The following is a 20,426-nucleotide window of genomic DNA, read 5'->3' on the forward strand; positions in this document are numbered from 1 at the left end:
TAGAGCAATTCCAGGAAAAGTGCGTAGCGGTTTTCCGTTCGGAATTGCGTAAAAACAAAGGCTTAGAGCGGTTCGGCGATTCCGTGAAACTCTGAACCGCTCTAGACACCCCATCCCGGCGCTGCGCGCCGACCCTCCCCATCGTGGGAAGGGTAAAGGGACTTAATGTAGCGCCTTCACCAGCGCCCCGACCATCGCTTGCGGCCGATAGCCGAACTTGGCCGGCGTGAGCCCGAGCCGCACGATCACCAGTTGCTCCGATGGGATGATGGCGACGGTCTGCCCGTCATGGCCTTCCATCCAGTAGGTGTCTTTCGGCAGACCGGCCGCCACGCCCGCACCGGGATTTTCCTCGTCGCCCGGCGCCTCGATCCACAACTGGCCCTTGCCGTAGACTTTCGAGGCCGGCGCGGGCTCGCGCATCCAGTCGACGAAGCCGGCGGGCAGGATCTGGTTGCCGTTCCACACACCGCCCTGCAGCAGGAACTGGCCGAAGCGGGCCCAGTCGTGGCCGGTGGCGTAGAGATAGGACGAGCCGACGAACGTGCCCTGCTCGTCGGTCTCGAGCACGGCGCTGTTCATGCCGAGTGGCTGGAACAGGGCCGTGCGCGGCCATGTCAGCGCCTTGGCCTTGTCGCCGATCGCATCCTGCCACAGCCCCGACAGCATTACCGCCGTGCCGCTGGAATAGGAAAACACCTTGCCGACCTCCGCCGCCAGGGGCTTCGCTTCGGCGAAGCCCGCCATGTCGGGTTCGAGGTAGAGCATGCGCGTGACGTCGGCCACGTCGCCATAGTCCTCGTTGAACTCGAGCCCGCTCGACATCGCCATCATGTCGGCAAGGCTGATCGCGGCGCGGCCATCCGCCTTCCACGGCGCGAACAGGCCCTTGTTGTCGACGGCCATCTTGCCGTCCTTGACCAGCGTGCCGATGATGGCGGCGTTGACCGTCTTGGTCATCGACCAGCCGAGCAGCGGCGTCCTGGCGGAGAAGCCGTCGCCATAGCGCTCCGCGACGATGCGGCCGTTCTTCACCACCACGATCGCGCGCATGCCGGCACCCGCCATGGCCTGATCCGCGACGATCCTGGTGACCTCGGGATTCTGGGAGGCATCGACCCGCTCGCCCTCGGGCCACAGAGTGTCCTGCTTGGTCGCCGCCGGCTCGGCATAAAGGGCGGTGCGCCGCGCCTTGCCGACATCGCCATCGGGCACCGAGGCGCATCCCAGCCCGTCGCGGGACACCGCGATGCTCTTGCCGAGGAAGCCGAGCAGGCCTGCCGATACCGTGCCCCGGTTCCTGTCGACCGAGACCCGCATCAGCCTGAGCAGGGGATGACCGGGCGCCTGGACATCGACCGCCAGCACCTCATTGGCGTCACGCCCGGCGACAAACACGTTGGAGCAGACGATCTTGGCCGAATAGCCGGAGCCGACGCGGATCAGTTCGGGCGGCGCGATGTAGAGCCACGCAAACAGCGCAGCGACCGCCAGAACGATCAGGCCAAGCACCCATTTGACGAACTTGACGATGATCCGCATTATCTTCTCCCGGGCGCTGGCCCGCCCCTTATGTCATCGATTTGCCGCCATTGCTTCCGCAAAATCGCGGCTCCTGTCGAGCGCCATCAACGGATTATCAACCATGATCGGCGATCAGATGGTGGATGTCGCCCAAAAGTGCTCAGCGATTTTGGAACGACGACATGCAGGAAGCGACACGCCATAGCGGCGTGGCGGAGAGATCGGGGCGATGCTGTGGGGCGATCGTCCGGAGGGGGCCAGGGCAACACCGGCCATCGATGCACAGACCCATCAGCGACCGGCTGATTCCGGCTTGGGGATTGCGATGCGCCGTCTTGCGGCCCTTTTCATGCTGACGCTGCTAGGCGCCTGCTCGACCGTGGACGATCTGTCGCCGCTATCGCCATCGGCGTCCAGCAGCCCGACGGTGGCGGTGCGCGCGCCGCGCTTTGCCGATTCCAAGCCGCATGAATGGGCCAGCGGTGCGCCCTGGAATTATGCCGTCCACGGCACCGACGTGTCCAAATACCAGACCTCTGTCGACTGGCCGGCGGCCAGGGCAAGCGGCATTTCCTTCGCCTTCATCAAGGCGACCGAGGGCGGCGATCGCTTCGACGAGTATTTCAACGAGCACTGGGCGCGCACCAAGGCCGCCGGCGTCCCGCGCGCGGCCTATCACTTCTTCTATTTCTGCACGCCGGCCGCCCAGCAAGCGCGCTGGTTCATCCAGAACGTGCCCGTCGACCGCTCCTCGATGCCGCCGGTGCTCGACATGGAATGGAACCCGAAATCGCCGACCTGCCGTCTGCGCCCCGATCCGGCCACGGTGCGGGCCGAAATGACCACCTTCCTGGAGATCGTCGAGCGTCATTACGGCAAGAAGCCGATCATCTACACGTCGGTCGATTTCTTCGACGACAACCAGCTGTCGACTTTCCGTGGCTATCCCTACTGGTTGCGCTCGGTCGCCGGCCATCCGCGCGAGAAATACGGCAGCCACCCCTTCACCTTCTGGCAGTACACCGGAACCGGCATCGTTCCAGGCATGACCGGCAAGTCCGACATCAACGTCTTCAACGGCTCCGAAGCCGCCTGGAACAAGTGGCTGCGCCAGAATACCCGCTAGGCCGGCGGACGAAACACCGGTTCGACGGCCGCGCAGCCACCTTCCACAACGGACTGTGACAGAAGAACCGTTGACACCGGGCCTGCCGCCTGCTTTTCGACACAGCCGGCGGCCAAGAGTGCAACCGCCGGTAATCCAGGGCGTTGGGCTTTCCGGATAAAGCACGACGAATTGCCCTCTTCGTTTCGAAAGGAAGCTGATGCGACTGCGTTCCCAAGCCCTCGCGGCGCTGTTCTTGTGCGCCACGGCCTTGCCGGCGATGGCGCAGGAATGCGGCGGCGACTTCGAAACCTGGAAACAGGGCGTGGCGGCGGAAGCCAAGGCTGCCGGTGTCGGCGCCGTCGGCCTTGACGCGCTCGAAGACGCCACCTTCGACCCCAGGGCGCTGGCGCGCGACCGCGCCCAGGGCGTCTTCACCCAGACCTTCATCGAGTTCTCCAACCGCATGATCTCGGCCTACCGGCTGAAACAGGGCGCGGCGAACATGAAGAAATACGCCGATGTCTTTGCCCGTGCCGACCAGCAATTCGGCGTCCAGGCCCCGGTCATCACCGCCTTCTGGGCGCTTGAAACCGATTTCGGCGCCGTGCAGGGCGATTTCCACACGCTGAGCGCCTTGCTGACCCTTTCGCACGATTGCCGCCGTCCGCAGCTGTTCCGCCAGCAACTGGTGCCGCTGTTGGAACTGATCGATCGCGGCGTGCTGCCGGCAGACGTCAAGGGCGCCTGGGCCGGCGAAATCGGCCAGACGCAGATCCTGCCTTCGGACTACCTCGCTCGCGGCGTCGACGGCGATGGCGACGGCAAGATCGATCTCAGGAACAGCGTGCCCGACGTGATCATGACGACGGCCAACAAGGTGCTGTCGCGCGGCTGGAAACGCGACGAGCCCTGGATCCAGGAAGTGCGCGTGCCCGACGACATGCCCTGGGATCAGACCGGGCGCACCAACAAGCTGCCGCTGACCCAGTGGGCCCAATGGGGCGTCACCAACCGCGATGGCTCGCCGCTGGTCGACAAGGGCCTCAAGGCCGGCCTGGCGCTGCCCATGGGCCGCAAGGGCCCGGCCTTCCTGACCTATGACAATTTCGACGTCTACCTCGAATGGAACCAGTCCTTCACCTACGCGCTGACGGCGGCCAATCTCGCCGCGCGTCTGGCCGGCGCCCCGCCGCTCGATCCGCGCAATCCCGAGCCCGGCCTCAACAACGATCAGATGAAGGAATTGCAGACCAAGCTCGAGGCCAGGGGCTATGACGTCGGCACCGTCGACGGCATTCTGGGCACCAACACCCGCGAAGCGATCCGCAAGGAGCAGATGCGGCTTGGCCTGCCCGTGGACGGATGGCCGACACCGGACCTGTTGGGGAAGTTGTAGCTCCTCTTCCTTCTCCCCTTGTGGGAGAAGGAAGAGGCTCAATCTGCCATCGTCTCCAAACTGGCAAATCCCTGCGGCGCATCGCCTTCGTCGAACGGCGTCGTCACCTCGACGAAGGTGTCGGGATAGAAGCCGTTGAAGCGGGTCCGGAGCGACAGCGAATAGGCGCCGATATGGCCGATCTCGATCCAGTCGCCGGTGTCGACGGTTTCCGGCAGCCAGAACGGCCTGGACAGGATGTCAACGGAATCGCAGGTGGCGCCGCAGACCTTGAACGGCACGATGTTGGTCTCGTGACCGTTGCGGGTCCGGATCGCCGGGTCCGGAATGAAGCGCGCGGGCAGCGTGATCTTGCCGGTCCATGAATCCGACAGCGATGCCCAGATGCCGTCATTGATGTAGAGCCGCTTGCCCTTGCGCAGCAGCACGCGCACGATCAGCGACAGGCAGCGCGCCACGATCACCCTGCCCGGCTCGGCGACGAGCGGTATCTGGTCGAACTGGTATTCCTTGAGGTCGCCCGACAGCCGCGACATGATCTGGCCGAGCGACGGCATCTCGATCTGCTTGCGGTTGGGATCGTTGCCGTATTCGGCCGGAAAGCCACCCCCTACATCGAGCCCGGCAATGTCGAAGCTCAGGCGGTTGCGCACCCAGTCGGCCGAGGCCAATGCCCGCTCATAGGTGTCGGGATCCTCGATCTGGCTGCCGACGTGGAAACACAGCCCGACCTTGTAGCCGGTGCGGTTCAGCCGCTCGGCCAGTTCCACGGCATAGGCCGGTCCGGCGCCGAACTTCTTCGACAGTTCGTAGGCCGCATGGCCCTTGGTCTGCACCCGCACGAACACGCTGACCGCGCCGGGGTCGATGTCGAGCGCCCGCACCACCCGGGTCAGCTTAGTGATCTCGTCCTCATGGTCGAGCGAAATCACCCGGATGCCGTATTTCTCCAGCGCCAGCTTGATATCCGACTGCGCCTTGACCGGATGCATGTAGAGCATCTCGGCATCTGATGAGACGGCGCGCACGGCCGCGAACTCGCCGGGCGAAGCCACGTCGAAAGCGGTGACGCCTGCCTCGACCAGCGTCTTCAATACGATCTGCTCGCCATTGGTCTTGACCGCATAAGCGGTCTTGCCGGGGAACATACCCATGAACTGCCTGGCATCGGCCTTCAGCACCTGCGGGCGGAAGCAATAGACCGGATCGTCCGGGCGAAGCGCCAGAGCCGCCTCGCGGGCATTCTCGAATCGCTGCATGGACGAATCCCTGACCTAGCCTGTGCACAATTAATCCAAGCTAGCCGCGAATGAAAACAATTCTGTGTCTCGTGTGCTTGACGCCGCGGCGCCAGGCGTTTGGCAGCAATGTTTGCCAGCAATCAGGTTTCGGGTGGCCCTTGGCGCCGGGCGCGATATGCATTGTCTCTGACCGGCTGTCATTCGGGCCAGCATCTGGGGAGGACGATAGACATGGCAATAGCGGCGACATCGACACCACGCGGACCCATGACGCTCGCCGATTGGGGACAGTTGCTGCTGCTCGGCGCGATCTGGGGTGGTTCGTTCTTCTTTGCCCGCATCGCGGTCGCCGAGATGCACCCATTGGTGCTGGTGCTGTTTCGCGTCGCCATCGCGGCGCTCGCCCTGCAGATCTATCTCGGCGTGCGCGGCCTCTCTTTCCGCCTCGCTTTTCCTCACATCGGCATGTTCTTCCTGCTTGCCTTCACCAACAACGTTGTCCCGTTCTCGCTTATCTTCGCCGGCCAGACCGAGCTCGGCGCCGGCGTCGCCTCGGTGCTCAACGCCACGACCCCGTTCTGGACGCTCGTCCTGGCCAACGCGCTGACATCGGATGAAAAACTGTCCTGGAACAAGCTGGCCGGAATCGCGCTCGGCATTGCCGGCACGGCCATGATGATCGGCCCCGGCCTCGCAGCCGGCCTCGGCGGCCCGGCCTGGGCCAAATTCGCGCTGATCGGCGCGTCCCTGTCCTATGCCGTCGCCCTCATGGTTGCCCGCCGTTTCAAGGGCTTGCCTTCGCCGGTGGTCGCCACCGGACAATTGACCGCTTCGACCATCATCATGATCCCGATCGTGCTCCTCACACATGGCCCCGCCGGCCTGTTCTCGGCCTCGCCACCGGTCTGGGCGGCGGTGCTGGCGCTGGCGCTCTTGTCCACCGCCTTCGCCTACATCCTCTACTTCAACCTGGTCGCGTCCGCCGGCGCCACCAACGCCTCGCTGGTCACGCTCGTCGTACCCGCCAGCGCGCTGCTGCTTGGCTTCCTGTTCCTGGGCGAGCGGCTCGAACTGTTCGAGATCGGCGGCGTGATCCTCATCGGCCTGGGACTCGTGACCATCGACGGGCGCCTGTTCGGAAGGCGTTGAAGGGAACCGCGCTGACGCGAAAGTCGAAGACGACTTTCTCGGAGGTAGCGCTGCCATGACACGGTAGCGACACCGTCCCGCCATAATTTATTCACAGGTCCGAAGCGCGTTTTTGCCGAGGAGTTTCAACGCCTAACGGCGAAATCGAGGTCGCAAAAACCACAATCACGTCGCAATGCAGCACATTTTCCGCTTGCCTGTGGCACAAATGAACCTAGACTCCTAGCCATAGCTCTTTAAGAGGAGGCTATGTCATGGGACTTACAAGGCCAATCAACGCATTGATGATTTGTGCTGCGTTTGCTTTCATCGGCGCCCTCATTATGGGCGTCCTTCCCTGAACCCGCCAAAGACGGGGAAGACCAGCACCGAATAGTCCAAACAATTCGAAAGGCCGGGTTTTACCCGGCCTTTTGCTTATTTAGATTTTGCTCATGCGGCGGCGGAGCCTGCTGTTTCCGCCTCGTGCGAACGGATGCCGATCATGTGACAGATGGCAAAGACCAGGTCGGCGCGGTTCATCGTGTAGAAGTGGAAATCGCCCACCCCACGCTCGACGAGGTCCAGCACCTGTTCGGCCGCGACGGCAGAGGCCACCAGGGCATGGGTCTGCGGATCGTTCTGCAGACCGTCGAAGCGCTCGGCAAGCCACGCCGGCACCAGCGCGCCGCAGCGCGCCGAAAAATTGGCGACCTGCGTGAAATTGTGCACCGGCAGGATGCCGGGAACGATCGGGATGTAGATGCCGGCGCGGCGTGCCCGCTCGACATAGCGCTCGTAGAGATCGTTGTCGAAGAAGAACTGGGTGATTGCCCGCGTGGCGCCATTGTCGACCTTGCGCTTCAGCATGTCGATGTCGGTGGCGAAGTCGGGGCTTTCCGGATGCTTCTCGGGATAGGCCGAGACCGATATGTCGAAATCCCCGGCGCCCTTCAGCGCTCCAACCAGCTCGGCGCCATTGGCGTAGCCATCCGGATGCGGCCGGTAGGCGGTGCCGACGCCGGCCGCCGGATCGCCGCGCAGGGCAACGAAGCGCTTGACGCCCATGTCGGCGAATTCCTGGATTACCGCGTCGACCTGATGGCGGGCGGCATCCACGCAGGTCATGTGCGCGGCCGGCGTCAGGCTGGTCTCCTTCAGGATACGGTCGATGGTGCGCGCCGTACGCTCACGCGTCGAGCCGCCGGCGCCGTAGGTCACCGAGACGAATTTCGGCTTCAGCGGCTCCAGCCTGGTGACGGTGTCCCACAGCCTGGCCTCCATCTCGTCGGTCTTGGGAGGAAAGAACTCGAAGGAAACCCTGACCTTGTCGCCAATGTCGGGGCGGCGGGAAAAGCGAAACTGGTTCATCAGGCGATTTCCCTTATCTGCCGGCTATCATTGGAAGGGTCGGCGATCAGCAGGCGACGGTCGCGGCCAAGCCACAGCTTGACCGTCAGCCGCGCCTCGTTGCCGCCGCGCGGTTCGAACTCCTGGCTGTCCTCGAGATCGAGCCCGGCCTCGGCGAACCATTCGCCGATCTGCCGATCGGAAAAGCCGAGCCTGGCATGCGCGTGCTCGTCACGCAGGAACTCCAGCGTGTGCGGCGCGAAGTCGACAATGACCAGGCGGCCGGCCGGGCGCAAAAGCCGCGCCGCCTCGTGGATGGCGCGCGCCGGATCGTCGAGATAGTGCAGCACCTGGTGGATGGTGACGAGATCGAAGGCATCACGCTCGACCGGCGGCGAGAAGATGTCGCCCTGCCGCACCTGCGCATTCGAGACGCCGGCCTTGTCGAGATTGGCGCGCGCCACGGTCAGCATTTCGCGCGACATGTCGATGCCGACGCCGCGCCGGTAGAGCGGCGAGAAGATTTCGAGCAGGCGCCCGGTGCCGGTGCCGAGATCGAGCATCGACTGGAACGGCCGCTTGCCGACCAGCTTCAGCATCGCGGCCTCGACCGCGCGGTCCGGCACATGCAGCGAGCGGATATGATCCCAGCTCGCGGCGTTGACGGAAAAATACTCGGCCGCCCGGTCCTGCCGCTTGCGCTTGACCGAAGCCAGCCGCTCGAGATCGCGCTCGACCTGCGGATCTGCGCCACGGATGCCTGAAACCAGCCGCAGCACGAAATCCCTGGCCGAATCGGCATCCGACAGGCGGAAGAAAGCCCACGACCCTTCCTGATAGCGGCCGATCAACCCGGCCTCCAGCAAGAGCTTGAGGTGCCGCGAAACGCGCGGCTGCGACTGGCCGAGAATTTCGGTAAGATCGGAAACGGTGAGGTCGCCGCGCGACAACAGTGCCAATATGCGCAAACGGCTGGATTCGGCCGCCGCCTTTAACGTATCCACCATGGTGTCGAGCGAAACGTGCATGAGCGCATTCTCATTTCAGCGAATTCATTTTGAAAAAGATATAAACATATGTTTATGTCGATTTTTAAAACCTTGCAAGCGCTATGTCGCTTCCGGACAAGAAAATGCCGCATGCGTGATTTTCCGGTGCGTACCGGCCGAAAATGTGGTGCGGTCTTGGGACAATGACAGGCACCAGCACAGAGACAGGCAAGATGAGCGGGCTGCGCGAAATGTTCGAGGCGCGCGAAGGCGAGCAAAGGCTGGACGACGACCCGGCTACGATGCCGCCGGATGGTGGTGTGATATTCATCGGCAGCATCGCCTCGCCCTGGACGACGCGTGAAAGCTGCCCGAAGAACATGCGCGCCGCCCGCGAGACAGGGCAGCCGGCGCTGCTGACCATCGACCCGCCTTATCGTGACGGCCTGCGCGGACTGGAGCGCGCCAGCCATATCGTCATCCTGTCCTGGCTGCATCATGCGCCCCGCAATCTGATCGTGCAGAAACCGCGCCATGCGGCTGAAGCAAAAGGCGTATTCGGCCTGCGCTCCCCTGCCCGGCCCAACCCGGTCGGCCTGCATGTGGCAAAGCTTGTCGGTCTCGATATCGGCACCGGGCGCATCGAGCTCGATGCCATCGACGTGCTCGACGGCACCCCGGTCATCGACATCAAGCCTTACTACGCATCGACCGACGCCTGGCCCGAAGCGACCATCGAGGGACGCGACGAACCCGGCAGGACAGGGCCATGACAGCGCCGACCGGCCGTCGCCGGGCCATCGCCAAGGCGCTGACAGCGCTTCTGCCGCTGGCGCCTTATGCCGACATGGAGAAGATCCGCGCCGACGCCGGCTCGGTGCACATGAAGACCCTGCCGCCCACCATCGCGGTGTGGCTGGCGACGATCGCCCATATCCGCCACGCCCATACCGACTACGAAAAGCTGCTGGCCGAAGGCTATGACCGCGACTCGGCGCGTTTCTTCGTCATCGAGCAAACCAACATCGTGCTCACCCGCTGGCGCGCCACACGCCTGCTCGATGCCGATGACGAGGAGGAATGAGCGACTACTGCCGTGTCAGCACCGCGATCGCATTGTAGGGCTGGCCGTTGGCCTGGCCGACCCAGGTCCAGGACAGGTTTCCCTTGAAAAAGCGCACGGTGATATTGCCGCCGTCGATGCATTTATCCTGGCCGTAGGTGATGTTCTCATGGAATTCGGCGGACGCGTCGTCCCTCGATGTCTGCGACAGCGAACCGCCGCAGCCGAGTGACGGGTAGTCGATCGACGCGCCGTCATCCCTGATCGTCATGGCGATCGACCAGTCGGCGCCGGCATCGCCCGCCGGGCTCTGATGGCCGCTGCCGACCCAGGTGCCGTTCAGGGACGCCGCCGGCGCGTTCACCGTGCAAGGCAGGTTCTGGAAGATCGGCGTCAGTTCGCTGCCGGTCTTCTCGCAACGATAGGTCTGCCCGTTCTGGCAGAGTTCCTCGCCCTCTTTCGCGCATTGAGCGCTCGCCTCGCCCGCGGCGGCGAAAATCGACAAGGCCGCAACGACGATCCCAAATCTGCCCATTTCCCCCTCCCGTTTCGAGCCATTGGATCATAAGGCAACTCTAATCCAATGTATCGGCCAGATCGTCGTGGAGGACGAACGGCGCCTGGCGGCTGGCCCTATGCTTGCTGCCCGGCGCCGCTAGCCTGCCGATCCCGCCTTGTGCGACAGGAGGCCCCTATGAACCAGCCCCCCATGAGCCAGACAATGCAGCAGGCAAGACCCCTGCCGGTGGTCAGCGACCGTCACGTCGATCCCCACGCCTATCCCGATGGCATCGCCTTCCTCGACGGCCAATACCTGCCGATGTCGCAGGCCAAGGTGTCGGTGCTGGATTGGGGGTTCCTGCATTCCGACGCCACCTATGACACCGTGCATGTCTGGAACGGCAGCTTCTTCCGGCTCGACCTGCATCTCGATCGTTTCTTCGGCGGCCTTGAAAAGCTGCGCATGACGATCCCGTTCGATCGCGCCGATGTCAGCGAAATCCTGCACAATTGCGTGGCGTTGTCCGGCCATCGCGCCGCCTATGTCGAAATGCTGTGCACGCGCGGCGCCTCGCCGACCTTCAGCCGTGACCCGCGCCAGGCGGTCAATCGCTTCATGGCCTTCGCCGTGCCGTTCGGCTCTGTCGCCAATCCAGAACAATTGCAGCGCGGCCTGCGCGTCGCCATCAGCGACAAGGTGCGCATTCCGCCGGCCTCGATCGACCCGGCGATCAAGAACTATCACTGGCTCGACCTGGTGCGTGGTCTCTACGACGCCTACGATCGTGGCGCCGAGACCGCGCTCATCCTCGACTTCAACGGCAATGTCGCCGAAGGCCCGGGCTTCAACGTCTTCTGCGTCAAGGACGGCAGACTGTCTACACCGGCCATCGGCGTGCTGCCCGGCATCACAAGGCGCACCGTCTTCGATCTCTGCGCCGAGGCCGGCCTCGCAGCGACAGCCATGGATGTCAGTGTCGCCGCGCTGCGCGGAGCCGACGAGGTCTTCATCACCTCGACCGCCGGCGGCATTATGCCGGTGACGGAAATCGATGGCACTGCAGTCGCCGATGGCAAGGTCGGGCCGGTCACGAGCCGGCTGATGGCGCTCTATTGGAAAAAGCATGACGATCCGGCGTGGACGTCTGAGGTCACCTATCCCTGACCGATCGAGGCGGCCGGCCAAAAAGATTTCCCCTCGCCTCTGGAAAATCGGAGGATCGACCGTATATGCCGAAAGCGGAGAAGCCTCCGCTTCACCAGAAATTGCGCCCGCAGGGGCAAGGATTCCACATAATGACAGCTAAGGTTTGGTTCATCACCGGATCGTCGAAGGGCTTTGGCCGCGTCTGGGCCGAGGCCGCATTGGCGCGCGGCGACCGCGTTGCCGCCACCGCCCGCGATGCCGGCACGCTCGCCGATCTCGTCGACAAATACGGTGACAACGTCGCCGCCATCAAGCTCGACGTCACCGACAAGAAAGCCGTCGACGCGGCAATCGCCGAGGCGCACAAGCGTTTTGGCCGGCTTGACGTCGTCATCAACAATGCCGGCTACGGCCATTTCGGCGCCATCGAGGAGGTCAGCGAACAGGAAGCGCGCGACCAGATCGAGACCAATGTGTTCGGCGCGCTGTGGGTCACCCAGGCGGCGTTGCCGATCATGCGGGCGCAGCGTTCGGGCCACATCATCCAGATCTCGTCGATCGGCGGCGTGAACGCCTTTGCCTCGCTCGGCCTCTACCACGCTTCGAAATGGGCGCTGGAAGCCTTCAGCCAGTCGCTCAGCATCGAGGTGGCGGAATTCGGCATCCATGTCACTCTGGTCGAGCCCGGCGGTTTCTCCACCGACTGGTCCGGAGCCTCCGCCAAGATCTCCAAGCCAATCGAGGCCTATGCGCCCGCCCGCGCCAAGATGGCAGAGCGCCGCGCCAGTTCGGTCGCCGGCGATCCGCAAGCCACCGGCCCGGCGATGCTGGCCATCGTCGACGCGGCCGAGCCGCCGCTTCGGGTGTTCTTCGGTGATGGCGGCCTGCCGATGACCAAGCAGGAATATGCCAACCGCATCGCCACCTGGGAAAAATGGGACCATGTGTCCGTGATGGCGCAAGGCGCCAACAAGAACCGCAAGGGCTGATGCAGCCGCCCGGCCGCGTCGCCTCGGGGCGGCGCGGTTGGACGACCCATGCCGGTTGCGGAATTGGATCGTTCAGCTGCCGGTAAGGCTGGGAAGAAAAACGTTGTACAAGATAGCGGCAGGCGCTCGCCATTGATCGGGGGAATTGTAATTTCCGGTCGTGATGGCGAGAACGAAATCGAGGCCGGGGAAAACAAACAGACGCTGTCCGCCATTGCCGAAGGCCGCGACAAACCGCTCCCCATACGTCCCTGCTTTGTCCGTTATGGCCTCTTCGCCCAGATACCAGAGACAACCATAGTGCATTCCCGGCCAGCCGATGTCGACCAATGCGGTAGGCTGGAAACTCTGCTCAAGCCAGGATTTTGGGACGACCGGGCGGCCTTCCCATTGACCGCCCTGCAGGATCATCTGCCCGATACGGGCCAGCGAACGCGGCGACAGCCGCAGCCCCGATGCGGCTGATGCTTCGCCATCCTGTCCGCGAATCCAGTCCATGGATTTGATCCCAAGCGGATCGAAAAGCGCTCCACGGGCGAATTCAGGCAAGCTCTGCCCGGTGCCTCTCTCGATGATCTTCCCAAGCAGCGCAACGGCTCCACCGCTGTAGATCCACCTCTTTCCCGGTTCAGCAAGGATCGGGCGATTCAGGATGAAGCGATATCGATCCGGCGCCTGCTCCATGGCGATTTCGCTGTTGGCCGGATCGGTGTATGGCGCGTTTTCATTCCACTCCATGCCAAGCGTCATGGTCAGCGCATGCCGAATGCTCAGGCGCTTGCGTTGCGGATCGCCAGCGAGGTCGGGATATTGGGGAAACTGCGCGACCACAGGTTCATCAAGTCCCGGCACCTGCCCGCGGGCGAGCGCTATGCCATAGAGCAGGCCAACGATGCTTTTGGTGACAGACCTGACGTCGTGCAGTGTTTCGGGCCCGAATGCCACATTCTCGAGCGGCTGCCCCCACCTCATGTCGTTACCATCCATGTAACGCTCGAACGCGATACGGCCGCCCCGAAGGGCGACGACACCATGGACACCTGCCAGTTTGCCCGTCTTTGCCAATTCGTCGAAACTCGCCGCAGGGTCGGATTTGAATCCTGCCGCCCCTGGCGCGACAACCTGCCAGTCCGCGGCATTCGCGATGTCCGATGTGTTGCTGACCACGAGGGCTGCTCCCATGAGTTTGAGGATATCTCTGCGGGTGGTTCCGGCAATCATGTGCAGCCTGTGAAAATGGCAAACCTACGAATAAGCTTGCGCTCGTCCTCGATCAGCCCCCGGCAACAGAGCAGGAGCTACGTTCTGTAAATCCACTGCTCCGGCACCCTTACCGAAATCTCTTCGCCGGCCTTGATCGTTCCCGGCTTTTCGACCCAGGCGACGAGACCGCGCAGCCGCTTCGCGGTTTTCGGAAACTGCAGCGCCCCGGCTTCGATGTCGGCCATCCCGGCGTGTTCGGCGATCGAACGGCCGGCGATGCGGCACGGTGCGTTCTGTGCATCGACCTTGATGGTCACGCCTCCCTTGAAGAACAGCAGCGTGCCCGCCGGCAGCATGGACAGGTGCCGCACGCCTTCGATCACCAGATTGGCGCCGATCCACTCCGGCCTGATTTCGGACAGTGCCATCCGTTCGGCGACGATGGCGAGTTCGTCCGCCGCGACTATGGAAAGCTGCCGCTCGTTGCGCATCTCGGTGCCGCGCGGATACCAGGGTTCGCGCCCACCGGAGCGCCGCGTCGGCCCAACATGGAAATCGCCCGATATGCCGTCGAAGCCAAGCTGCAATTCCGCCACCGGGCGCGTCTGGAAATGATCCGACGGCGCGACGTAGAGCGCTGCCGCGCGTGCCGAAAGCTTTTTCGCCGGGATGATGTCGATCGGTTTCTCGGCCTCGGGGAAGAGATCCAGCATGGCGTCATTCCTTGGATGATGCGCCTTGGTTCTGCCCTTGGCCCGGCAACGCCGCAAGAGCGGTTTGAGCCAAAATGCGCAATTCTTCGACCGAGGCGCCGTCCCGCGCCTGGATCGACATGCCGTTCATGACGCCGGCCAGATACTTGGCGAAGCCGTCCACGGAGAGGCCTTCGGGCAGGTCGCCCATCGCCTGCCCCTTGGCGAGCCGCTCCGCGATCGCCGCTTCACTCCCTTTGCGATAGGCCTTGAGCTCATCGGCAATGGCTTGCGCCTGCGGCGAGGCTGCCAGGGCGCCGCTGACGAACAGGCATCCGCCCGGCTTGCCAGGCCTGGAATAGGCCTCCGCCGCCCCCATGAGCAACCGCCGGATCGCCTCCCGCGTCGACACCGGTGCGCTCAGCGCGTCCAGCGCGAAACCGATCTCCGTCTGGTGGTAGCGCGTCAACGCTTTGCGGAACAACGTCTCCTTGTCGGTGAAGGCATTGTAGATCTGCGGCGGTGTCAGCCCCATCGCCTCGCGCAGCATGGCCAGAGATGTCGCCTCATAGCCATGCTCCCAAAACAGATGCATCGCCGCATCCAGCGCCCGATCAAGGTCGAACGCGCGGGGGCGACCGCCTTTAGCCTTTTCCGAATTTTTCATAGCGATCGATACGAAACCTGTTGACTTGCCCAATTCGCATAACGTATCAATTGATACGAAACATGGCAAGCCGGAAGACGATCGACCGGCTAGGCCGTGCAATCCCGAGGACATGGAGAGACCAGATGCCAATCACCGTAACCGCCCCGGAAGGCGTATTGACCGCGACCGGAGAGCGCGAAATCCTGCCGCGGCTCAGCGCTGCCCTCATCGAAGCGTCGGGCGCCAAAGGCAATTCATTCTTCACGTCGATCGTCGGCGGCACCGTCCACATCCTACCGCCCGGCCACATCTATGCAGGCGGCGCCAACCGTCCCGTCGTCATGGTCGAGTTGAAACTGCCCAATATCGGCCTCGGCTCGATCGAGGCCCGCAACGACTTCATTGCCGCCGCAGCCAAAATCGTCGCCGAACTCAGCGTCCCCGGGCACAAGCCCGAAAACACCTGGATCAACATCCTCAACGCGCCCGACGGCGGCTGGGGCATCGGTGACCGGCAGTACACAGGCGATGCGCTTGTCGCCGCCGCGACCGCCGCCGCGCATTGAAGCTGCGGCTCCCCGCCGATCACAATCTTCTGACCGAAGACCGGTGCGGCGCCGCATTGCCGCCGCGCTGCACCGGCTTCATGGTGGCGTCCAGGCGGTCGATGGAGGTTCGTGATGCGTCCCGGAGCGGCAATCGCAGCGCTTTGGCTGATCTGGGTGGTCACATGGATCGCGGCCGCCCTGTGGGCCGATCCGGCTCAAAAACGGGCCACCGTCGGGGAGGAGGTCCGCTACCGCATATTCTGGGCGGCCGGCACCGCCCTGCTACTCGTTCCAGCCCATGGCTATCAGGGCAGATTGAGATTGTGGATTCCGAGCCTCGCCGAGGCCTGGGTCTGCGTCGTGCTGGTCGCCGCGGGCATCATCTTTGCGTGGTGGGCGCGCATCCATCTGGGCAGGCTGTGGTCGGCTTCGGTGACCGCCAAGGCCGATCATCACGTGGTCGACAGCGGGCCCTACGGGCTGGTCCGGCATCCGATCTATACCGGCTTGCTTTTGGCCGTGCTGGCGACTATGGCGGCAAAGGGTACGGTCTGGGGCGTCGCGGGCACGGCCCTGCTCATCATTGGCGTCGTCATCAAGGCAAAGCTGGAGGAGCGCTTCCTGCGCGGCGAACTTGGGCCGGCCTATGACGATTACGCCACGCGGGTGCCCATGCTCGTTCCCTTCGCGCCAGCCTGACGGGCCGGCTCAGAGCATCCTCAGCAGCGCCCCGCCGATCGAATATCCCGCGCCGAACGCGCAGATCAGGCCGAAATCGCCGGGCGCCATGTCGGCATGGTTCTCCGACAGCGCCACGATGGCGCCGGCGCCCGCGGTGTTGCCCAGCTTTTCCAGCACCATCGGCGCGCGGTCGTGGCCGACATCATGACCGAACGCCAGTTTCAGGATCATGGCGTTCATGCGCGCATTGGCCTGGTGCAGCCAGAAACGGCGCACGCCCTCCGGCGTCAGCCCATGCTCGGCCAGGAATTCGACGATGAATTTGTGGCCGGCGACGGTGACTTCCTTGAACACCTTGTTGCCGACCTGCTTGATGAGATTGCCTTCAAGGTCGATCCTGTAGGGGTCGTCCTGGGCGGTGCGGGTGTGATAACCCAGATTGGTGCGGATGTTGTTCGACATCTGCGTCCAGAGACGCGTTTCGAGCACCTCGAAGCGCCCCGGCCTCTTCTCTCCCTGGGCAAGCCCCTCCACCACCATCGACACGGAGGCATCGCCGAAGATGAAGTGCGTTTGCCGGTCGCGGAAATTGAGATGGCCGGTGATGATCTCGGGCGTGGTCACCAGAATGCGCTTGTGCGCACCGGAGCGCACCAGATTGACCGCCATGTGCAGCGCCGCCGCGGCCGACGAGCAGCCGAGCCCCATGTCGAAGCCCGCGCCTGTGGTGCCCAGCGCTTCCTGCATCTCGATGGCGATCGCGGGATAGGGCCGCTGGTGATGCGAGGCCGAGCAGATGATCAGGTCGATCTGCGAAGGCTCGAGCCCGGCATGGTCGAGCGCCTTCCTGGCCGACGCGATGCCGAACTCGGCCTCCAGCGACAGTGCATCGTCGGGCCGCGCCGGAATGCGCGGCGTCATGCGGGCCGGATCGAGGATGCCTTCGCGCTCGATCACATGGCGGCTGCGCACGCCCGAAGCGTGGACGATGAAGTCGGCGTCGGATTTCTGCAGCAGCGCCTCGCCGGTGCCCTGGCGCCGCGCGTTCTCGACGTCGACCCAGCTGTTGAAGCTCTCGACCAGCTCTTCATTCGTGATGACAGGCTCAGGAATTTCAGCGCCGATGCCGCTGATGATGACGCGATGCATGTTTCAGTCCGTCCCATCCGCAGGCGTTGCGGCTTCATGTGGGCGCCGAAACGCTTCGGCGCAACACTTTTCTATCAGGCGAGTTTACGCCGGCTTAAACCAAAGGTTTGAGCCGGCTTGAACCCGGGTCACCAGGCGCACAGTTTTGTGTTGGTCTGCGGATTGCTCCAGCATGCGCCGTCGTCGCGGCTGCGCACATATTGGCCTGGCAGCGGCACATTGCGGCTGCCGAGATTGACATAGCCATAGGCAAAGCCCGGCGCGTCGATCTCCAGCACATAGGTCGGATAGCCAGGCGCCGAGATGCGGAAGCTGCCCGCGTCGTCGATCGCCCTGTATGTGCAGGCGAAATACCCGTCATCCGTCGTGAAGCAGCGCGCCCGCTTGGCCTCGGCCGAAACCGAGAGTGCCAGCAGCGCCGCCGCGCAGACACCGCCGCCATAAAGCAACTTTCTCAACATCACCATTTCCCCCTGCCACGCGGGCCATCATGACCCCACATCACGAATTGCGCATGGCGGCGAAACCGGGTCAAGCGGCGGCGGCAAAGCCCCGGCGAGGCGGTAATTTTCTTGTCTAACCGGCTCGCTTGGCGACGATGAAGATGCGGGGGAAACGCAGCAGCACCTTGCCGTCGGCCATATTCGGATAGGCCTTGGCGATCTTTGCGCCGTAGCTGTCGAGGAACAGCTTGCGCTCGTCGGCCTCCAGCGGATCGAGAAACGGCTTCAACCCGGTCGACTTCACCCACTCCACGATCGCCCCGGCGTCCGCGAGCGGATGATTGTAGACGGTATGCCAGACGTCGAGCCGGGCCGACAGCGGTGAAAGAAGATCGTAGTAGAACGACACCACCGGCAAGGGTGCCCGCGCCGCGTCTTTCAGCTTCGCCGCGAACGGCACTTCTGCCGCGGTTTCCCGCATCAGGCGATGCGAATCCTCACTCATATTGTCGGGCATCTGGACGGCGAGCGCACCACCGGGCGAGAGGAATCCCATCAGGCGCTGGAAGACGGCCGGGTGCGTGGGCAGCCACTGGAAGACCGCATTGGCGAAGATCACGTCGACCGGCTTTTCCGGCTGCCACGTGGCGGCGTCCGCAAGGCCGAAGGTCACATTGGGCAGGCGCGCCCTCGCCTTCTCGATCATGTCGGGCGAAGTATCGAAACCGCTGACCTCGGCATCGGGCCAGCGTTCGACCAGCAATTCGGTCGAATTGCCCGGCCCGCAGCCGATATCGACCACACGGCGCGGGAAATCGACCGGCACTTGCGCGACGAGATCGCGCGCGGGCCGCGTGCGCTCGTCCTCGAACTTCAGATATTGGGCGGCGGACCAGTCAGCCATTGGAGCTCTCCTCGTATCCCCGGGAAATTCGCCGCCCCTTGAAATCCTTACCGCGTCAGCCGCTTGTGCGTCATGCGGTGCGGGGCGGCCGCTTCGGCGCCCAGGCGCCGCAGCTTGTCCTTCTCGTATTCCTCGAAATTGCCCTCGAACCATTCGACATGCGCGTCGCCTTCGAAGGCCAGCATGTGAGTGGCCATGCGGTCGAGGAACATGCGGTCGTGGCTGATGATGACGGCGCAACCGGCATAGGCTTCCAGAGCGTCTTCGAGCGCGCCCAGCGTTTCGGTGTCGAGGTCGTTGGTCGGTTCGTCGAGCAGCAGCACGTTGCCGCCATTCTTCAGCATCTTGGCCAGATGCACGCGGTTGCGCTGGCCACCCGAAAGGTTGCCGACCTTCTGCTGCTGGTCGCCGCCCCGGAAGTTGAAGGACGAGCAATAGGCGCGGCTGTTGATTTCATGCTTGCCGAGCTTGATGATTTCGGCGCCGCCCGAGATTTCTTCCCACACGGTCTTGTTCCCATCCAGCGCGTCGCGGCTCTGGTCGACATAGCCGAGCTTGACCGTCTCGCCGATGCGCACCGAGCCCGCATCGGGCTTCTCCTGGCCGGTGAAGGTCTTGAACAGCGTCGTCTTGCCGGCGCCGTTCGGGCCGATGACGCCGACGATGCCGCCCGGCGGCAGGCGGAATGAAAGGTTCTCGATCAGCAACTCGTCGCCAAAGCCCTTGTTGAGGCCCTCGACCTCGATGACGACATTGCCGAGCCGCTCGCTCGACGGAATGACGATCTGCGTGTCGGTCGGCTTGCGGTTCTGCGACTGCTCGACCAGTTCCTCATAGGCCTTGATGCGAGCCTTGGATTTGGTCTGGCGCGCCTTGGGCGAGGACTGGATCCACTCGCGCTCGCGCCAGATCGATTTCTGGCGGGCGTCGTCCTCGCGGCCTTCCTGGATCAGGCGCTTGGCCTTGGCATCGAGATATCTGGTGTAGTTGCCCTCGTAGGGAATGCCGCGGCCGCGGTCGAGTTCGAGAATCCAGCCGGTGACATTGTCGAGGAAGTAGCGGTCGTGGGTGATGATCAGCACCGAGCCCGGATAGTCGCGCAGGTGCTTTTCCAGCCACGCCGTGGTCTCGGCGTCGAGATGGTTGGTCGGTTCGTCGAGCAGCAGCAGGTCCGGCTGACGCAGCAGAAGCTGGCAAAGCGCCACACGGCGACGCTCACCGCCCGACAGGTTGGTCACTTCCGAATCGCCCGGCGGACACTGCAGCGCATCCATGGCCATCTCGACCTGCTGCTCGAGATCCCACAGGTTCAGCCTGTCCATCTCGTCCTGGAGCTTGCCGGATTCATCGGCCGTCTCGTCGGAATAGTTCATCATCAGCTCGTTGTAGCGCTCGATGATGGCCGTCTTCCGGGCGACGCCTTCCATGACGTTTTCCATCACGGTCTTCTCGGGGTCGAGATGCGGCTCCTGCGGTAGGTAGCCGACGGTGGCGCCCTCGGCGAGCCACGCCTCGCCCTGGAACTCCTTGTCGAGCCCGGCCATGATGCGCAGGATGGTCGACTTACCCGAACCGTTGGGGCCCAGAATGCCGATCTTGGCATCGGGATAGAAGGACAGATGAACGTTATCGAGCACCTTCTTGGTGCCATAGGCCTTCGAGAGGCCTGACATATGATAGATGAACTGGCGTGCCACGCGCGCTTTCCCTGAAAAACTGAC

The 20,426-nt window shown here is 63.7% G+C and carries 22 protein-coding genes; 10 read left to right on the top strand and 12 right to left on the bottom strand.

The window, feature by feature from the left end:
* Window positions 1-162: 162 nt before the first annotated feature.
* Complete coding sequence (locus tag FFS37_RS16140) at window positions 163-1,542, bottom strand: serine hydrolase domain-containing protein (RefSeq protein WP_137931945.1); 1,380 nt, start codon at window positions 1,540-1,542, stop codon at window positions 163-165.
* Between FFS37_RS16140 and FFS37_RS16145 the strand changes: the two genes are divergently transcribed.
* The 3 genes from FFS37_RS16145 to FFS37_RS16155 all read left to right on the top strand — a co-directional run bounded on the left by FFS37_RS16145 (window position 1,532) and on the right by FFS37_RS16155 (window position 4,028).
* Entirely contained in the window at window positions 1,532-1,729 is a 198-nt protein-coding gene (locus FFS37_RS16145; RefSeq protein WP_137931946.1) for a hypothetical protein, read from the top strand. The genes FFS37_RS16140 and FFS37_RS16145 overlap by 11 nt on opposite strands.
* Window positions 1,730-1,849: 120 nt before the next feature.
* On the top strand, window positions 1,850-2,650 hold the full coding sequence (locus FFS37_RS16150; RefSeq protein ID WP_137931947.1) for a glycoside hydrolase family 25 protein: 801 nt from the start codon (window positions 1,850-1,852) through the stop codon (window positions 2,648-2,650).
* Window positions 2,651-2,849: 199 nt separating this feature from the next.
* Window positions 2,850-4,028, top strand: a complete 1,179-nt coding sequence (locus tag FFS37_RS16155; RefSeq protein WP_137931948.1) for a lytic murein transglycosylase — start codon at window positions 2,850-2,852, stop codon at window positions 4,026-4,028.
* 38 nt (window positions 4,029-4,066) lie between these two features.
* Here the strand turns inward: FFS37_RS16155 and FFS37_RS16160 are convergent, their stop codons facing one another.
* The gene (locus FFS37_RS16160) at window positions 4,067-5,287 is read right to left on the bottom strand and encodes an alanine racemase (RefSeq protein ID WP_137931949.1); all 1,221 of its coding nucleotides are present in this window, start codon (window positions 5,285-5,287) and stop codon (window positions 4,067-4,069) included.
* A 213-nt stretch (window positions 5,288-5,500) separates the two neighbouring features.
* Here FFS37_RS16160 and FFS37_RS16165 point away from each other — a divergent pair, with 213 nt between their 5' ends.
* On the top strand, window positions 5,501-6,418 hold the full coding sequence (locus tag FFS37_RS16165) for a DMT family transporter (protein ID WP_137931950.1): 918 nt from the start codon (window positions 5,501-5,503) through the stop codon (window positions 6,416-6,418).
* A gap of 432 nt (window positions 6,419-6,850) precedes the next feature.
* On the opposite strand, the gene metF is transcribed toward FFS37_RS16165, so the two are convergent.
* Both metF and FFS37_RS16175 read right to left on the bottom strand, forming a co-directional pair.
* Complete coding sequence (gene metF, locus FFS37_RS16170) at window positions 6,851-7,768, bottom strand: methylenetetrahydrofolate reductase [NAD(P)H] (RefSeq protein WP_137931951.1); 918 nt, start codon at window positions 7,766-7,768, stop codon at window positions 6,851-6,853.
* Complete coding sequence (locus FFS37_RS16175; RefSeq protein WP_137931952.1) at window positions 7,768-8,775, bottom strand: ArsR/SmtB family transcription factor; 1,008 nt, start codon at window positions 8,773-8,775, stop codon at window positions 7,768-7,770. The genes metF and FFS37_RS16175 overlap by 1 nt, the downstream gene beginning before the upstream one ends.
* Window positions 8,776-8,987: 212 nt before the next feature.
* Here FFS37_RS16175 and tsaA point away from each other — a divergent pair, with 212 nt between their 5' ends.
* Entirely contained in the window at window positions 8,988-9,509 is a 522-nt protein-coding gene (gene tsaA, locus FFS37_RS16180) for a tRNA (N6-threonylcarbamoyladenosine(37)-N6)-methyltransferase TrmO (RefSeq protein ID WP_232375694.1), read from the top strand.
* Complete coding sequence (locus tag FFS37_RS16185) at window positions 9,506-9,820, top strand: DUF2293 domain-containing protein (RefSeq protein ID WP_137931953.1); 315 nt, start codon at window positions 9,506-9,508, stop codon at window positions 9,818-9,820. Before tsaA ends, FFS37_RS16185 begins: the two co-directional genes overlap by 4 nt.
* Before the next feature lie 4 nt (window positions 9,821-9,824).
* Here the strand turns inward: FFS37_RS16185 and FFS37_RS16190 are convergent, their stop codons facing one another.
* Window positions 9,825-10,334, bottom strand: a complete 510-nt coding sequence (locus FFS37_RS16190; protein ID WP_137931954.1) for a hypothetical protein — start codon at window positions 10,332-10,334, stop codon at window positions 9,825-9,827.
* Window positions 10,335-10,493: 159 nt separating this feature from the next.
* Here FFS37_RS16190 and FFS37_RS16195 point away from each other — a divergent pair, with 159 nt between their 5' ends.
* Complete coding sequence (locus FFS37_RS16195) at window positions 10,494-11,465, top strand: D-amino acid aminotransferase (RefSeq protein WP_408631437.1); 972 nt, start codon at window positions 10,494-10,496, stop codon at window positions 11,463-11,465.
* Between the two features lie 131 nt (window positions 11,466-11,596).
* A complete protein-coding gene (locus FFS37_RS16200; protein ID WP_137931955.1) occupies window positions 11,597-12,436 on the top strand; it encodes an SDR family oxidoreductase in 840 nt (279 codons plus the stop codon).
* Window positions 12,437-12,508: 72 nt separating this feature from the next.
* Here FFS37_RS16200 and FFS37_RS16205 read toward each other — a convergent pair whose 3' ends face one another.
* From FFS37_RS16205 to FFS37_RS16215, 3 genes are all read right to left on the bottom strand, one after another.
* The gene (locus FFS37_RS16205) at window positions 12,509-13,603 is read right to left on the bottom strand and encodes a serine hydrolase domain-containing protein (RefSeq protein ID WP_232375687.1); all 1,095 of its coding nucleotides are present in this window, start codon (window positions 13,601-13,603) and stop codon (window positions 12,509-12,511) included.
* Window positions 13,604-13,734: 131 nt separating this feature from the next.
* Window positions 13,735-14,352: an MOSC domain-containing protein gene (locus FFS37_RS16210; RefSeq protein WP_137931956.1), complete on the bottom strand. Its 618-nt coding sequence runs from the start codon at window positions 14,350-14,352 to the stop codon at window positions 13,735-13,737.
* 4 nt (window positions 14,353-14,356) lie between these two features.
* Window positions 14,357-15,130, bottom strand: a complete 774-nt coding sequence (locus FFS37_RS16215) for a TetR/AcrR family transcriptional regulator (RefSeq protein ID WP_232375688.1) — start codon at window positions 15,128-15,130, stop codon at window positions 14,357-14,359.
* Here FFS37_RS16215 and FFS37_RS16220 point away from each other — a divergent pair.
* Both FFS37_RS16220 and FFS37_RS16225 read left to right on the top strand, forming a co-directional pair.
* Window positions 15,124-15,546 (top strand): hypothetical protein, encoded by a 423-nt coding sequence (locus FFS37_RS16220; RefSeq protein ID WP_137931957.1) that lies wholly within the window; start codon window positions 15,124-15,126, stop codon window positions 15,544-15,546. The two genes, FFS37_RS16215 and FFS37_RS16220, sit on opposite strands and share 7 nt — an antisense overlap.
* A gap of 114 nt (window positions 15,547-15,660) precedes the next feature.
* Window positions 15,661-16,227, top strand: coding sequence for a methyltransferase family protein (locus FFS37_RS16225; protein WP_137931958.1), 567 nt, complete (start codon window positions 15,661-15,663; stop codon window positions 16,225-16,227).
* A 9-nt stretch (window positions 16,228-16,236) separates the two neighbouring features.
* On the opposite strand, the gene FFS37_RS16230 is transcribed toward FFS37_RS16225, so the two are convergent.
* The 4 genes from FFS37_RS16230 to ettA form a co-directional block, all read right to left on the bottom strand.
* Complete coding sequence (locus FFS37_RS16230) at window positions 16,237-17,358, bottom strand: beta-ketoacyl-ACP synthase III (protein ID WP_137931959.1); 1,122 nt, start codon at window positions 17,356-17,358, stop codon at window positions 16,237-16,239.
* Window positions 17,359-17,486: 128 nt separating this feature from the next.
* Window positions 17,487-17,819, bottom strand: coding sequence for a hypothetical protein (locus tag FFS37_RS16235; RefSeq protein WP_232375689.1), 333 nt, complete (start codon window positions 17,817-17,819; stop codon window positions 17,487-17,489).
* A 115-nt stretch (window positions 17,820-17,934) separates the two neighbouring features.
* Window positions 17,935-18,705: a trans-aconitate 2-methyltransferase gene (tam, locus tag FFS37_RS16240; RefSeq protein WP_137931961.1), complete on the bottom strand. Its 771-nt coding sequence runs from the start codon at window positions 18,703-18,705 to the stop codon at window positions 17,935-17,937.
* Window positions 18,706-18,752: 47 nt separating this feature from the next.
* Window positions 18,753-20,402, bottom strand: a complete 1,650-nt coding sequence (gene ettA, locus FFS37_RS16245; RefSeq protein WP_137931962.1) for an energy-dependent translational throttle protein EttA — start codon at window positions 20,400-20,402, stop codon at window positions 18,753-18,755.
* Window positions 20,403-20,426 lie beyond the last annotated feature (24 nt).

This window comes from Mesorhizobium comanense (assembly GCF_005503535.1).
Classification (GTDB): Bacteria; Pseudomonadota; Alphaproteobacteria; order Rhizobiales; family Rhizobiaceae; genus Mesorhizobium; species Mesorhizobium comanense.